Origin of the sequence: Caulobacter sp. (assembly GCF_039596335.1) — a bacterium.
GTDB lineage: Bacteria > Pseudomonadota > Alphaproteobacteria > Caulobacterales > Caulobacteraceae > Caulobacter.
In genome coordinates, this window is sequence record NZ_JBCNJZ010000006.1 from 253,237 (window position 1) to 268,784 (window position 15,548).

General features: G+C 67.4%; 11 protein-coding genes. 9 read left to right on the forward strand and 2 right to left on the reverse strand.

What is annotated here, in order from left to right:
• Window positions 1-10: 10 nt before the first annotated feature.
• Window positions 11-2,104 carry a 3-hydroxyacyl-CoA dehydrogenase NAD-binding domain-containing protein gene (locus ABDW31_RS14530; RefSeq protein WP_184719825.1) on the forward strand — a complete coding sequence of 698 codons (2,094 nt, stop codon included), beginning with the start codon at window positions 11-13 and terminating at the stop codon, window positions 2,102-2,104.
• Window positions 2,101-3,927: an acetyl-CoA hydrolase/transferase C-terminal domain-containing protein gene (locus ABDW31_RS14535; protein ID WP_184719823.1), complete on the forward strand. Its 1,827-nt coding sequence runs from the start codon at window positions 2,101-2,103 to the stop codon at window positions 3,925-3,927. The genes ABDW31_RS14530 and ABDW31_RS14535 overlap by 4 nt, the downstream gene beginning before the upstream one ends.
• On the opposite strand, the gene ABDW31_RS14540 is transcribed toward ABDW31_RS14535, so the two are convergent.
• On the reverse strand, window positions 3,924-4,562 hold the full coding sequence (locus ABDW31_RS14540; protein WP_184719821.1) for a response regulator transcription factor: 639 nt from the start codon (window positions 4,560-4,562) through the stop codon (window positions 3,924-3,926). The two genes, ABDW31_RS14535 and ABDW31_RS14540, sit on opposite strands and share 4 nt — an antisense overlap.
• Window positions 4,563-4,958: 396 nt before the next feature.
• On the opposite strand from ABDW31_RS14540, the gene ABDW31_RS14545 reads away from it, so the two are divergent.
• From ABDW31_RS14545 to ABDW31_RS14570, 6 genes are all read left to right on the forward strand, one after another.
• Window positions 4,959-6,020: a DUF11 domain-containing protein gene (locus tag ABDW31_RS14545; protein ID WP_184719819.1), complete on the forward strand. Its 1,062-nt coding sequence runs from the start codon at window positions 4,959-4,961 to the stop codon at window positions 6,018-6,020.
• Window positions 6,017-6,481 carry a DUF11 domain-containing protein gene (locus ABDW31_RS14550; RefSeq protein ID WP_184719817.1) on the forward strand — a complete coding sequence of 155 codons (465 nt, stop codon included), beginning with the start codon at window positions 6,017-6,019 and terminating at the stop codon, window positions 6,479-6,481. Before ABDW31_RS14545 ends, ABDW31_RS14550 begins: the two co-directional genes overlap by 4 nt.
• A 35-nt stretch (window positions 6,482-6,516) precedes the next feature.
• Complete coding sequence (locus ABDW31_RS14555) at window positions 6,517-7,587, forward strand: DUF11 domain-containing protein (RefSeq protein ID WP_184719815.1); 1,071 nt, start codon at window positions 6,517-6,519, stop codon at window positions 7,585-7,587.
• Between the two features lie 58 nt (window positions 7,588-7,645).
• Complete coding sequence (locus ABDW31_RS14560; RefSeq protein ID WP_184719813.1) at window positions 7,646-12,691, forward strand: DUF11 domain-containing protein; 5,046 nt, start codon at window positions 7,646-7,648, stop codon at window positions 12,689-12,691.
• Window positions 12,692-12,732: 41 nt separating this feature from the next.
• Window positions 12,733-13,218 (forward strand): GAF domain-containing protein, encoded by a 486-nt coding sequence (locus ABDW31_RS14565; RefSeq protein WP_343699086.1) that lies wholly within the window; start codon window positions 12,733-12,735, stop codon window positions 13,216-13,218.
• A gap of 169 nt (window positions 13,219-13,387) precedes the next feature.
• A complete protein-coding gene (locus ABDW31_RS14570) occupies window positions 13,388-13,684 on the forward strand; it encodes a response regulator (RefSeq protein WP_184719809.1) in 297 nt (98 codons plus the stop codon).
• Window positions 13,685-13,841: 157 nt separating this feature from the next.
• Here ABDW31_RS14570 and ABDW31_RS14575 read toward each other — a convergent pair whose 3' ends face one another.
• A complete protein-coding gene (locus tag ABDW31_RS14575; protein WP_184719807.1) occupies window positions 13,842-14,867 on the reverse strand; it encodes an IS110 family transposase in 1,026 nt (341 codons plus the stop codon).
• A 74-nt stretch (window positions 14,868-14,941) separates the two neighbouring features.
• Here ABDW31_RS14575 and ABDW31_RS14580 point away from each other — a divergent pair, with 74 nt between their 5' ends.
• Window positions 14,942-15,205 (forward strand): response regulator, encoded by a 264-nt coding sequence (locus tag ABDW31_RS14580; protein WP_184719805.1) that lies wholly within the window; start codon window positions 14,942-14,944, stop codon window positions 15,203-15,205.
• Window positions 15,206-15,548: the final 343 nt, after the last annotated feature.

Consider the following 15,548-nt stretch of genomic DNA (forward strand, 5'->3'; position numbering starts at 1 on the left):
GAGGATGGCCATGCAAGACCGCGCCCTGAGCCTGCTCGAGCCGCGCGATCTGGACCTGGGTCCGGCGCCGCTGAGCGATCACGGCTACCGTCATTGGCGGACGTCCCGCGCGCCTGACGGCGTGGCCTGGGCGGTGCTGGACAAGGCCGACGCCAGCGCCAACACCCTGGACGACGAGGTCCTGGGCGAGCTGGACCGTATTCTCGACGGGCTGGAGGCCGACCGCCCGACGGGCCTGGTGATCCGCTCGGCCAAGACGTCGGGCTTCATCGCCGGCGCCGATGTCGGCCAGTTCCGCAGCGCGACCGACGTCAACGAGGTCGAGCAGCGCATGGCGCGCGCCCACGCCATCGCCGACCGCCTGGAAAGTCAGGAGTACCCGACCATCGCGGTGGTCCACGGCTACGCCTTGGGCGGCGGCCTGGAGGTGGCGCTGGCCTGCAAGATCCGCATCGCCGTCGAGGGCGCCAAGTTCGGCTTCCCGGAGGTCCAGCTGGGCCTCCATCCGGGCCTGGGCGGCACGGCGCGCTTCACGAGGCTGATCGATCCGCTGCAGGCCATGAGCTTCATGCTGACCGGCAAGACCATCCCTGCGCGCAAGGCCAAGGCCCTGGGCCTGGTCGACACGATCGTCCCCGAGCGCCACGTGCGGGCGGCGGTCAAGGCGGCTGTGCGGGGTGAACTGCGCAGCGAAGGCCCCAGCCTGATCGACAAGCTCAAGGACAGCGCGCCGGCCCGCAAGCTGGCGGCCGGCCGGATGCGCGAGGAGGCCAAGAAGCAGGCCCCGCCTGAGCACTATCCGGCCCCGGGCGCCCTGATCGAGCTGTGGGAGCGCCACGGCGGCGACTTCGAGGCGATGAAAGTTGCGGAGATCGGCTCCTTCGCCCGGCTGATGGTCTCGCCGACGGCCCAGAACCTGATCCGCGTGTTCTTCCTGCGCGAGAAACTGAAGGGGCTGGCCGGCGCGAAGGGTCACATCCGCCGCGTGCACGTGATCGGCGCTGGCGCCATGGGCGGCGATATCGCCGCCTGGTGCGCCTGGAGCGGCCTGACCGTCACCTTGACCGACGTGAAGGCTGAGCCGATCGGCGGAGCGATCAAGCGCGCCGCCGAGCTCTACGGCAAGATCGCCCACGACGACCGGCTGAAGGTGCGCGACGCTCTGGACCGCCTCGTGCCAGACCTGCGTGGCGAGGGCGCCCAGTCGGCTGATCTGATCATCGAGGCCGCGCCCGAGAAGGTCGAACTGAAGAAGGGCCTTTACGCCCAGATCGAGCCGCAGATGAAGTTGGGCGCGATCCTGGCGACCAACACCTCGTCGATCCCGCTGGAAACCCTGCGCGAAGGCCTGCAGCGGCCCGAGCGGCTGGTGGGGCTGCACTTCTTCAACCCGGTCTCGCGGATGCAGCTGGTCGAGGTGGTGCGCCATGACGGTCTGGATCCGGCGGTGGAGACAGCCGCTCGGGCCTTTACCGGCGCCATCGACCGACTGCCGGCCCCGGCCAAGAGCGCGCCGGGCTTCATCGTCAATCGCGCCCTGACGCCTTACCTAGTCGAGGCTATGGCCTTGCTGGACGAAGGCGTGGCCAAGGAGACCATCGACAAGGCGGCCGAGGCGTTCGGTATGCCGATGGGGCCGATCGAGCTGGCCGACCAGGTGGGGCTGGACATCTGCCTGGCCGTGGCCGACATGCTCAAGCGCGAGCTGAACTGGCCCATGCCGGACGCACCGCAGTGGCTGCGCGACAAGGTCGAGCAGAAGAAGCTGGGCAAGAAGACCGGCGAGGGGCTGTACGTCTGGAAAGGCGGCCACGCGCAGAAGACGCCCGGCGCCGCCGAGCCTGATCCGGAGATGGCTGATCGCCTGATCCTGCCGCTGGTCAATACCTGTGCGGCGATCTTGGGCGAGGGGGTCTCGGATGATCCGGACGTCATCGACGCGGCGATGATCTTCGGGGCCGGCTTCGCGCCGTTCCGGGGCGGGCCGTTGCACTACGCCCGCCAGCGGGGCGTCGCCGACGTGAAAGCCAAGCTGGAGGATCTCGCCCGTAAGTACGGCGAGCGCTTCCAGCCCAGCGATGGCTGGTCCAAGCTGGAGGCATGACCGAGCGCTTCACCGACCCCGAACGGCTGGCCGACGCCATTATCGAGAAGGTCGGCCGCCGCATCGTGCTGGGCTTGCCGCTGGGCCTGGGCAAGGCCAACCACGTGGTCAACGCCCTGTTCGCGCGGGCCATGGCCGACCGGTCGATTCGCCTGCACATCTTCACGGCGCTGACCCTGGAGCCGCCGCGGCCCAAGTCGGACCTGGAGGCCCGGTTCCTGGGCCCGGTCATTGAGCGCACCTTGGGCGGCTATCCGGCTCTGGCCTATGCCGAGGTCCAGCGCCGCGACGCCCTGCCGGACAATATCGAGGTCGACGAGTTCTTCTTCCAGGCCGGAACGCGCCTTTCTGTCGAGAGCGCCCAGCGCAGCTACATCTCGGCCAACTACACCCACGCGGCCGGCTATCTGCTGGAGCGGGGCGTCAATGTCGTGGCCCAGCTGGTGGCGCGCGAGGGCGACCGCCACAGCCTGTCGTGCAACACCGACATCACCCTAGACCTGCTGGCGGCGCGCCAGGCCGGCAAGGCCGACTTCCTGCTGGTGGGGCAGGTCAACGAGCAGCTGCCGTTCATGCCCGGCGACGGCGACCTGCCGGAGGCGACGTTCAGCCATGTGCTGGACGGGCAGGGCGTGCAGTTTCCGCTGTTCGCCCCGCCCAAGGAGCCGATTCCTGACGCCCACTACGCCATCGGCCTGCACGCCGCCGGCCTGATCCCCGACGGCGGCACGATCCAGATGGGTATCGGCTCGATCAGCGACGCCGTCGCTCAAGGCCTGATCATCCGCCACCGCGAGCCCGCAAGGTTCGGCGAGGCGCTGAAGGCGCTGTCGCTGTCCGGAACGTCGCCGATCCACGGCGAGCGGTTCGAGGCCGGCCTCTACGCGGCGACCGAGATGTTTGTCGACTGCCTGCTCGATCTCTGGAAGGCGGGCGTGCTGAAGCGCGAAGTCAACGGGGCGGTGCTGCACGGCGGCTTCTTTCTGGGGCCGCGCGCCTTCTACCAGGCGCTGCGCGAGATGCCGGGCCCGGAGCGCGCCAAGTTCCAGATGCAGGCGATCTCGGCGATCAACGAGCTCTACGGCGACGAGGACGCCAAGCGCGCCGCGCGAGTCGACGCCCGCTTCATCAATACCGCCATGATGATGACCCTGCTGGGGGCGGCAGTGTCCGATGGCCTTGAGGATGGCCGAGTCGTCAGCGGCGTGGGCGGCCAGTACAACTTCGTGGCCCAGGCCTTCGCGCTGGAGGGCGCGCGGTCGGTGATCACCCTGCCGTCCGTGCGTGGGTCAGGGCGCAAGGCCGCCTCGAACATCCTGTGGTCCTACGGTCATGGCACCATTCCGCGCCACCTGCGTGATATCGTGATCACCGAGTATGGCGTGGCGGATCTCCGTGGGCGGACGGATCGCGACGTGATCGTCGCCCTGCTGAAGATCACCGACAGCCGCTTCCAGACCGGTTTGCTGGAGAAGGCCAAGGAATCGGGCAAGCTGGAGAAGGCCTATGCGCTGCCGGAGGCCTTCACGCGCAACACGCCCGAGCGCGTGGCCCAGGCGCTATCGCCGCTGAAGGGCGCGGGTTTGGCGCCGCTGCTGCCGTTCGGCTCGGACTTCGATTCGCTGGAGGAGAGCCTGCTGCCGGCCCTGGGGCGGCTGAAGGCGGCTCAGGCCGAGCCGCGAGCGCTGGCGGGCCTGGTTTTCAAGGGGATGGGCCAGCGGAGCGGTCACGAGACCGCTCTGGCCCGGTTGGGCCTGAACAAGCCCAAGAGCTTGCGGGATCGGCTGACGGCGCTGGCCGTGCGCGGCGCCCTGGCCGACTAGGCGGCCGCGCCTTCGGTCAGGATCGGGCGCAGGGCCAGCATGGCCTGGGCGCGGTTGTGGACGCCCAGCTTGCGGAAGATGGCGGTCAGGTGCGCCTTTATGGCGGCTTCCGACACATGCATGTCGGCGGCGACCTGCTTGTTCAGGCGGCCGTCGGCGATGCTCAGCAGCACCTTTAGTTGCGTGGCGGTCAGGGCGTCCAGGCGCTTGCGCATGGCGGCCAGTTCGTTCTGGACCGTGGTCGTGCCGTTCAACGTCGGGAACAGGCGCGCGCCACTGGCGACCGACTTCAGGACGTCGACCATTTCGGATGGGCAGGCCGACTTGTGGATGAAGGCGGCGGCGTCCAGGGCGCGGCTGAAGCCGACCATTTCGTCGTCGCGGCGCGAGGCGAAGATCACGACCGGGGTATGGGGCAGGCGCTGCTTGACCTGGATCAGCGCCGACAGGCCGGTGGCGCCGGGCAGGGCCGGATCCATGACCACCAGATCGATGGCGGCGCCGAAGCGGCAGCCGGCTTCGATGCTCGCGAGATCGCCCACTTCGACGGTGTGCGCCTTCGGCCACGCCGACAGGGTCACCATTCGAATGGCCTCGCGCATCAAGGGATGGCTGTCGATAATCAGAACGCGCATGAAGTTGTCTCGGCCCCGGTTGAGCAACTGAGGCGAGCATGAGGCGGACGCGATCGCACGTCATCGCGCGTAGTGTCGCAGTTGTGTCCGTGGTTCGGCGAGCTTTGCTACGCGAAATAGGTGCAAATCGCACATATATCACGGTTTCCGTGGTTTTTCAGCGATTTACCTTCCTAATCGCTGGGGCTGGAAACGATTGCGACAGGACGTCGCACGGTTGTGTCGGCCTGTCGCATCGCGATTTACGATACTCATTTTGAGGCGAGTCCGAAGTCATCTTTCGCACTAGACGATAGTCTAAGGTTTCTGGTTTCGTTCTCCTTTGGTAAGGTCTGATTAGGCGTCCTGACGTCGTGAGTGGGTCGAGATTTTTCGTACCCGCTTTTCGACGGACTCATGCGCCACCTGAATCACATCGCTGCTGACAAGCCGACCGCCTCGCGCGGTGGGGTGGCGGCCGCGTGTGTTCTGGCGGCGGCTCTCGTATGCGCGCCGGGCGTGTCGAAGGCCCAAACCGACCCCGCGTCGATGACGTCGGCCGGCGCGATGATCGACAATATCGCCGCCCTGACCTTCACCGATCAGTTCGGCCCGCAGGCGCGGACCTCCAACAAGGTGTCCCTGAAGGTCCAGGAGATCGTCGACGTCAGCGTCGAGACCCTGACCCCCGAAGTCGACGTCGAGGCCGATGCGAAAGACCAGCGCCTGGCGTTCCGCATCCGCAACCTGGGCAACGGCTGGGAAGCCTTCGACCTGTCGTTCGAGCACATCGACGACGACTTCGATCCCGACGCCTGCAGCATCATCATGGATTGGGACGGCGACGGCCATCTGGACATGGCGCGCGATCGCGTCATCGCCACGACCCCGGTCCTGGCTCCCGGCCAGTCGGTGGTCGCCTGGGTGTCCTGCCATATTCCCAGCGACGTTCGCATGGGCGCGTTGGGCCGCATTCGTCTGCGCGCCTTCCCGGCGGCGCTGCGCAACGGCGCCACCGAGAGCGACATGGCCCAGGCCGGCAACGGCGGCGTGTTCATGGTCTTCGGTCGCTACCTGCGGGGCGGCGGCGGAACCGGCAACGGCGGCGCCACCAGCCAGCCGGCCACCTATCGCGTGGGCAAGGCCGACGTCCGCCTGATCAAGTCGCAGGACATCGTGGACGCCCTGGACGACGGCAGCGTCGTCGCCGGCACCATCGTCACCTACGGCCTGGAAGCCCGGGTCGGGGAGGGGGCGGCGGCTCGCCAGGCCCGGATCACCGACGCCATCCCCGCCGGCGCCACCTACCTCGACGGCAGCCTGACCCTCGACGGCGCGGCCCTGACCGACGCCGACGACGGCGACGCGGGGCGCTTCGCCAACGGCGCCATCGAAGTCGAGCTGGGCGACATCGCCGCCCAGTCCAGCCGCACCGTCACTTTCAGAGTTCGCATCAACCCGACCGGGAGCACCGAATGATCAAGACCTTTCTGCTCGCAGCGGCCGTAGCCGGGCTGCTGGCCCATTCGGCCCACGCCGGCGAGGCCACGCTTTCCACCGCCGTCTTCAAGGAAGTCGAGACCCGCGCCGCCGATGGCAAGGTGACGACCGCCCTGAAGCCCGCCGCCCGCGTCACGCCGGGCGACCAGGTCGTCTACGTCCTGACCTATCGCAACGGCGGCGCCAGCCCGACCACGGGCGTGGTGATCAACAACCCGATCGCCACGGACCTGATCTACGCCGGTCCGGCCGACGCCAAGCCGCCGGTCGTCTCGATCGACGGCAAGACCTTCGGGCCGCTGGCCAGCCTGACCAAGACCGGCGCCAACGGGGCCGTTCCGGCCACCACGGCCGATGTCACCACCCTTCGCTGGGCCCTCGCTCAACCCGTTCCGGCGGGCGGTGAGGTCCAGATGTCATTCCGCGCGCGCCTGAAGTGACGCGCGTCTCATCCCATTCAGAACCGGGGGCTACCATGAAGAAATCATCCAAGACGTTGTGGTTGGCGGGAGCATCCTCGCTTCTCGTCATCCTGTCGGGTCAGGCGGCCCTGGCCGCGCCGGGCACCCAGGCCGGCACCAGCATCACCAACACCGCGACGGTGTCGTACTCGGTCAACAGCGTCGCCCAGACGCCTGTGGCCTCGAACGTCGCCTCGTTCGTCGTCGACCGTAAGGCTGACGTCGTCGTGGCCGAGGTGGGCGGCGCGGCGACCAGCGTCTCCTACGGTCAGAGCAACCAGGTCACGACCTTCACGGTGACCAACGCCACCAACGCCACACAGGACTTCCGCCTGTTCGCGGCGAACACCGTGCTCGGCGCGCCGACCCAGCTGGGTCACACCGACACCTACGGCGTGACCAACCTGCGGGTGTTCGTCGACACGAACGGCAACGGCACGTACGACGCCGGCGTCGACACCGCGACCTATATCGACGAGCTGGGCGCGGGTCAGACCAAGACCGTGTTCATTGTCGCCGACATCCCGGCCTCGGGCCCGGCCAACGGCGTCTCGGGTGTCATCCTGACGGCCGTCGTCGCCACGGGCGGCACGGGCGGCGCGCTGGGCGCTGACGTGACCCAGAGCCTGCTGGACGACACGAACCAGATCGACACGGTCTTCGCCGACGGCGCCGGCTTCGCCGACCTGGTCCGCGACGCCCGTCACAGCGCCGGCGACGAGTACCTGATCGCCGCCGCCAGCGCTGAAGTCACCAAGTTCGCCGTGCTGATCAGCGACCCGCTGAACGGCATCGTCTCGCCCAAGGCCATTCCCGGCGCGATCATCGAGTACTGCATCGCGGTCAAGAACATCGGCGGCCAGGCCATCACCAATGTCGGCCTGACGGACAACATCCCGGCCAACACCACCTACGTGGCCAACAGCACCTACGTGAACGGCACGTTCTCGGGCGGTCTGTGCGTGCTCGACGGCGCTCAAGCCACCGACGGCAACGTCTACAACGGCTCGCGGATCGCCACGAACATCACCAGCATCGCGTCCGGCGCGACCGCGACGACCCGCTTCCGCGTCACCATCGACTAGCACCACACGACCCCGACCGGGCGGCTCGCGCCGCCCGGGACGGCCTTTTGGACACCGAATGACCTTCCTGACCCGCATGAAATTGGCGCTGACGAGCCTGGCGATCTCCGCCGGTCTGCTGTCGCCCGCCTATGCGCGTCAGACGGACGTCGTGACCAACACGGCCCAGCTCTCCTATGCGGGCTCCGCCGGGCGTCTCAGCGTCAATTCCAACACCACCACCGTGAAGGTGGCCTATGCGCCGAAGATCCTGCTGATGCGCCTGGCGGGCGAAGCGGACGGCATCGTCCTGAACGCCGGCGGCACCATGTGTCAGGTCGAAGGGCAGGGCTTTAAGGCCCCCGACGTCTCTGCCCTCGAAGCTTTCGACCCGATGAAGGTGAAGCTGCGCGAAGCGCCGTCGTTCCACGCCGGCGAGACGATGTTCATCGACGTCTCGATGCCCGAGGTGAACCGCGACCCGAACGTCCGCGAAGAAATCACCATCACCGTCGAGACCCCGCAGGGCGACAAGGAAACGCTGAAGGTCAGCGAGTCGACCCGCAACAGCGGCCGCTTCCTGGGCTACATCCCGGCCACCGACAAGCCGATGACGCCCTATGACTGCCAGATCTTCGCGCCGCGCGGCGGCAAGCTGAGCTTCAGCGTCGCGGGCTTCGACGGCGCCAGCTCGGCGACGGTCAACGCCCTCATCGACCCCTACGGTTATGTCTTCGACTCGCGCACCGGCGCGCCGGTCGATGGCGCGCGGGTCACCCTCGTCGACCAGGAGACTGGCTTGCCGGCGAAGGTGTTCGGCGATGACGGCTTCAGCGTCTATCCGTCGTCGGTGATCAGCGGTCACGATGTCGTCGACGAGGGCGGCTCGGTCTATCAGTCCTCCCACGGACAATATCGCTTCCCGCTGACCGCGCCCGGTCGCTACGCGCTCTTTATTGAGCCGCCGCAGGGCTACACGGCGCCGTCCTCGGCCACGGCGCAGGATATCGCCAAGCTTACCTCGCCCGAAGGCGGCGACTTCATCATCGCCGACGCGTCCTGGGGCGCGGCCTTCGATCTGACCCAGCCCGAACCGCTGCAGATCGACATCCCGCTGGACAGCGGAGCCCTGCCGGTCGTGGTGCGCAGCTTCTCCCAGGGCCTGTCGCTGGATAAGGCCGTGTCGCACCAGAAGGCCTCGTTCGGCGATCTGATCGGCTACACGCTGGATGTCCACAACCTCGGCGCGCAGCGCACGATCTCCGATGTGAAGATCGTCGACACCCTGCCGCGCGGCCTGCGCTACGTGAAGGGCTCCTCGCGCCGCGACGATGTGCCGCTTCCCGACCCGACGATCAGCGCCGACGGGCGGACCCTGACCTATCTGCTCGGAACATTCCGAGGTTCTCAATCAAGTAAAGTCAAGTATCAGGTCAGTATTGGCGCCGACGCGCCGGTCGGCACGGCGATCAATCGCGCCATCGCCACCGGCAGCATGGGCGCCTCCAGCGGCGAGGCCCGCGCCCGGGTGCGCATCTCGGCGCCGCTGATGACCGACTCTGGCACAATTCTAGGTCGCGTGACCGAAGGCGCCTGCGCCACGCGTCGCGAAGACGGCCGCATCGGCGTCGCCGGTGTGCGCCTGGTGCTGCAGGACGGGACCTATGTGGTCTCGGACCGCGATGGCCTGTTCCATTTCGAGGGCGTGGCGCCGGGACTCCAGGTCATCCAGATGGACGTGGGCTCGCTGCCCGCGGGCCTGGAAGCCGTCGCCTGCGGCCGTGACACCCGCATCGCCGGTCGCGCTTTCTCGCAGTTCGTCGACCTGCGCGGCGGCGGTCTGCAGCGCGTCGAATTCCGCCTGCGCCGCACTGAGGCAGAGGCGACCAAGGCCGGCGTCGTGGTTCCCGATGACCAGGCCTCGACGGACGCGATCAACTGGTTCGCCGACCAGCAACCGGGCATCGACTTTGTCTATCCGAATCAAGGTCATAATCCCGTCGCGCCGGTGACCCGCGTCGCCGTCAAGCACGCGCCGGGCAACCGGGTCAGCCTGACCATCAACGGCGCGCCTGTCGACGTCCTGGCCCGCGACGGCGTCGAAATCAGCGCCGACGGCGCCATGGCCGTGTCGCTGTGGCGCGGGGTGCCGCTGGTCGAGGGCACGAACGTCCTGGTCGCCACCGTCACCAACGGCAGCGGCGCCACCGTCGCCCAGGTCAAGCGCGAAGTGGCCTACGCCAATACGCCGAGCCGCGCGACCCTGGTCCCGGAAGCCTCGCACCTGATCGCCGACGGCCTGAGCGCGCCGGTCATCGCGGTCCGCTTCACCGACCGCTTCGGCCATCCGGTTCGCGCTGGCGCGGTCGGCGGCTTCGAGCTGTCGGACCCGTACATGATTGCCCGCGATCCGAACGCCGACCAGCGCCTGGCAGGCGAGGGCGCGCGCGGCGCGACCTGGCGCATCACCGGCGACGACGGCGTCGCCCTGATCGAGCTGGCCCCGACCACCCAGGCCGGCTCGGCGACCCTGCGCTTCAAGCTGCCGGGCGTCGGCCCCGCCGCCGCGCCCAGCGAAGTCCGCGCCTGGCTTAGCGCCTCGCGTCAGGACTGGATCGTCGTCGGCTTCGCCGCCGGCACCGCCGGCTACAACACTTTGTCGCGCCACGCCGCCCCGCTGGCGCGTCGCGACCGCAACAAGACCATGGTCGACGGCCAGCTGGCCTTCTACGCCAAGGGCCGTGTCCGGGGTTCGTGGCTGCTGACCATGGCCTATGACAGCAAGAGCACGCCGAACCAGGACCGCGGCCTGACCTCGGCCATCGATCCGGACCGCTACTACACCGTCTATGGCGACGGCTCGGGCCAGGCCTATGACGCCGCCAGCCAGCGCAAGCTGTACCTGCGCCTGGAGCGCAAGGCCTTCTACGCCCTGTTCGGCGACTTCCGCACGGGCTTCGACGCCACGCGCCTGGGCCGCTCCGACCGCACCCTGAACGGCGTGAAGTTCGAGCGTCAGGGCCGCGTGTTCAGCTTCGCCGGCTTCGCCGCTGATACCGAGCAAAGCCATGTCCGCGACGAACTTCCCGGCTCGGGCCTGGCCAGCCTGTACCAGCTGTCGCGTCGCGAGATCGTGCCGAACACCGAGACCGTGACGATCGAGACCCGCGACCGTCTGCGCGGCGAGCGCATCCTGACCAGCCGCGTCATGGTTCGCGACGTCGACTACGACATCGACTACGTCACCGGCGCCATCACCTTCCGTGACCCGGTCGCCAGCCGCGATCTCGACCTGAACCCCAACGTCGTCGTCGTGAACTACGAAGTTCTCGGCAACGGCGAGCGGACCACCGAGCTGGGCGCCCGCATGTCGACCAATCTGATGGACGGCAAGGTCAAGGCCGGCGTCACCTATCTGCACGGCCGCCCGGGCGCAGCCACCCGCGACACCGACCTGGTCGCCGCCGACCTGACCCTGCGCCCGCGCGCCGACACCGAGATCCGTCTGGAGGCCGCCACCAGCCAGTCGGTCGCGACCGGCCGGCAGGAAGCCTGGATCGCCGAGGTCGAGCACCACTCCGCGTACTTCGACGTTCTGGGCTATGCCCGCCAGGCCGACGAGTCGTTCGGTCTGGGTCAGACCAGCCAGGCCGAATTGGGCGCGCGCAAGATCGGCGTCGACGGCAAGGCGCGCCTGACCCGGAACCTGTCGCTGGACGTCTCGGCCTATCATGAGAACTACCTGGACAACGGCGACGTCCGCGACGTGGTCGACGCCAGCGTGAACTATCAGCGCAACGGCATGCGCCTGGGCGCTGGCCTGAAGTCGGCCAATGATGCGCCCGAGGTCGGCGAAGCCCGTCGTTCGGACCTGCTGACCCTGTCGGCCACCAAGGAGTTCTTCAACCGCCGCCTGCAGGTGAACGCCTCGTCCGACTTCGCCCTGGGCGACGCCGAGAGCCTGGACTTCCCGGTCCGTCGCCGCCTGGGCGCCATCTATGAAGTGCGCGAAGGCCTGCGGGTTCTGGCCATCCGCGAGATCATCGAAGGCACGGACTACAAGGCCGCCGTCACCGGCGCCGGCGTCGAGGTCGCCCCGTGGAAGGGCGCGCGCCTGACCAGCGCCGTGAACCAGCAGACCCTGTCGGCCTTCGGTCCGCGCACCTTCGTGCTGATGGGCTTGGCCCAGACCGTCAACCTGAAGGGCGGCTGGACCCTGGACGCCACGATGGACTCGGCCAAGACCCTGGCCGGCCAGGCGCCGGATCCGAACACCGAAACTCCTCGCGCCACCGGCTCGGCCCTGATCACCGAGGACTTCACCGCCGTCAGCCTGGGCGCGACCTATCGCGCCGATCGCTGGAGCTGGAACGGCCGCATCGAAGCCCGTCGCGGCGACCGCGCGGACAGCTGGGCGGTTCGCGCCGCCTATCTGCGCCAGCTGCGTGAAGGCGTCACGGCTGCCATGACCGTCCGCGCCGACGAGACCGTGACCAATGCGGGCGCTGTCTCGCGCGGCGCCGAGGTCACCGGTTCGGTCGCCTGGCGTCCGCTGGACAGTCGCTGGGCGGTTCTGGACAAGCTGGAAGTGCGCAAGGAAGAGGCCCGGGGCATCGTCCAGGGCACGGGCGTGGCCGGCTATGGCCCGACCGCGCGCGGCGACGGCGTCACCTCGAAGGTTATCAACAACCTGGCCGTCAATTTCGACAGCGACCGCGGCGACCACACGCCGGGCGCGGTGCAGGCCTCGTTCTATCACGGCGCCAAGCTGGTGCGCGGCCGCTATGACGGCGACGTGCGGACCAACGTGGTGCAGGTGATCGGCGCCGAGGCTCGTCTGGATCTGACCCGCAAGATTGACCTGGGCGTGAATCTGTCGGTCCGCCACGCGGGCAAGCAGGGCGGCACCGCCTACGCCGCCGGCCCGTCGATCGGCGTCTCGCCGGCCGAGAACACCTGGATCAGCATCGGCTACAATGTGGTCGGCTACCACGACCCCGACTTCGCCGCGGCCGGCTACAGCCGCAAGGGCTTCTACGTCACCGCGCGCGTGAAGTTTGACCAGAACACCTTCGCAAACCTGGGCTCGGGCGCCCGGCAGGTGTTCGGGGTGATGCGCCAATGATCGCGCGAGCGACCACAACAAGGAGGAGATGAATCTTGCGGATGCTGACGCAGACCGATCACGAAGAGCTCCTGCGGCTGGCGGCCCTGGTGCGCGCCAACGTGCTGGCCACGCCGCGTGATCCTGCCTTCGACCAGGTGGCCGAAGCGGCCAAGTCGCTGTTCGGCGCGATGGCGGGGATGGTGACCTTCGTCGACGCCGACCGGCAATTCTACAAGGGAAGGGCAGGGGTCGACATCGCCGACACCCCCCGCGAGGTCTCGTTCTGCGACCACTGCATCGCCTATCGCAACCTGCTGTGGATCGAGGACACCCGCGAGGATCCGCGCGTCTACGACAATCCGTTTGTGACCGGCGCGCCGAACATCCGCTTTTACGCCGGGGCGCCGGTGCGGGACGCCGACGGCTGGCTGCTGGGTACGGTCTGCGTCGTCGACATCAAGCCCCGCGTCTTCGATCCGGCGCTGTCCGACGCCCTGAAGGCCCTGGCCGACGTCGTGTCCAGCCACCTGCCGTCGGGCGACTAAGTCCCTGTCGCGACAGGAGATTGTCGCACGTGCAGCAATTTGCCGCAGGCGGGATGTCATATGTGTAAACCCCCGTTGAGCGCGGCCGTGTCACGGTGACGGCGCGGGCCGCTTCGGTTGTCCGCAGTGTTCCAGGGGGATCCGGCGGGCGATGGGCCGAAGCGTACTTGTGATCGACGATGACCCGATGATCCGCCAGTTCGTGGAACTGGTGCTGCATCAGGCCGGCTACAGGGTCTCGTCGGCCGCAACGGGGGCCATGGGCGTCGAGGCGCTGCAGGAGTCGCGCTGGGACCTGATTCTGCTGGATATCGAGCTGCCCGACATGACCGGCCTGAACGTGCTGGGCGTCATCTATGGATGCCCCCGCTCTTGCAAGGGTCTTCTAAGCAACGACGGCACGATAAGCGGCTGCAGTCATCTATCCGGCCTTCTCGTGGCGAGCACCCTGCATCGCCGGCCGTGATGGTTCGATCCGCAGACCGGGCCCAATCACGCGACACGAGCTCGAAGCTCGATGCGCCCAGCGGGTTGCTCCGGTCTCGGTTACGCCGTTCGCCATCACATGCTCATTGTCCCTCGCGCCGCTTCAGCCCGCAGGTCTTGCTGGCCGAATCTCCTATCTATGCCGCCGCGTGAAGCGGGGGCTGGTGATATACGCCGCCAAAGCGAAGCAGCGCCCAGACAACCCGTGCGGTCTTGTTGGCCATAGCGACTGCGACCACGTTCGCCGGCCGGCGGTCTCTGATCCGGGCGAGCCAGGTCCAGGACTTGCGGCGCCATCTCATGACGGACCGAGCACCGTGAATGAGCAATCGCCTCAAATAGCCATTGCCGCGCTTGCTAATGCCTCCGAGCTTATCGACGCCACCTGTCGAATGCTGGCGCGGGACCAAGCCCAGCCAAGCAGCGAAGTGCCGTCCAGACTTGAAGTCAGCCGGATCCCTGACAGACGACACCAGGGCTGTCGCGGTGATTACGCCCACGCCGGGGATGGTCATGAGGCGGCGGCAAGCTTCGACGTGACGAGCGATCGCGCCGAGTTTGATCTCGATCTCCGCGAGGCTCGCTTCTACGCGGCGCAACTGGACTACCAGATGGCCAAGGGCGCTCTTCACGAGATCCGGAATCTCAGGATCGTCGGGATCTTCGATCCTCGCGGTTAGAACGCCAATGTTGTGGGCGCGCTTGTCGCCGATGACGCCAAACTCGGCGAGGTGCCCGCGTATCGCATTGATGAGTTGCGTGCGCTGCCGCATGAGCGTCTCCCGAACCCGGTGGATGACCAGGATCTCCTGCTGCTCCCTCTCCTTGATCGGGACGAACCGCATGGTTGGGCGAACCATAGCTTCGCAGATCGCCTCGGCGTCAGCCGCGTCGTGCTTGTTGGATTTAACGAACGGCCGGACGAACTGCGCCGGCACCAGGCGGACCTCGTGACCATGAGACCGGATCAATCTGGCCCAGTAGTGCGAACTCGGACACGCCTCAAGAGCGACGATGCACGGCGCCAGTTTTTGAAAGAACCCCTCCACCTCATCGCGTCGCAGGCGCCGACGCAGCAACGGATGGCCCTCTCGATCCGCACCGTGCACTTGGAAGACGAGCTTGGCGATATCAAGCCCGATGAGCGCAATATCCTTGGACATCTCTCACTCTCCTTCGCTGAATGGCGATAGCCGCCGAAACACAAGGTAGGGTGAGCGGGGGCATCCATACCATCATGCGCCGCCAGCGCGTGCGCCCGCCCGTGATGATGATGACCGCCAAGGGCGACGTGATGACGGTCCGTGTGGCGCTGGAGGCCGGCGCCGCCGGCTATCTGGTCAAGCCGTTCACCGCTCAGAATATCCTGCGACGGGTCGAGGCCATGCTGCGGGCCCAGGGCCATGCGCTGACGCCGCCGGCCAAGGCTGTTGCAGCCTCGGCGACCGCGCCGACGCTCGAAGCGACGCCCGCGCCGAAATACCAGACGATCGAGATCTGAAGTCCGCGTACCGCGTCGTGGCGGCGCTGCCCGCCCGGTGACGTCAATAACATATGAAGCGGCCTCAGCTGTTGTGGGGCGCAAAGCGGCCTGAAACTGCCGCAATGCATCGCGATCAACGTGTGGAGCACGCCTCACGGTTGTCTTTGTGCGTCAAATTTCTCACATCATGGGACATCTTGTCGCATAATGGAAAGAAATTGCTGGAAGCGCAAAAAATGCTCTGGCCAAACTAAGGCTCTTTCCTATTATTCCTCACAAGTTGGGATTTTATCTCATTATGTGAGATTTGCTTGAGCGGGTCGGTCCGCTCGGCGCTCCCAGCCCAGGAGCCGCCCCGCAG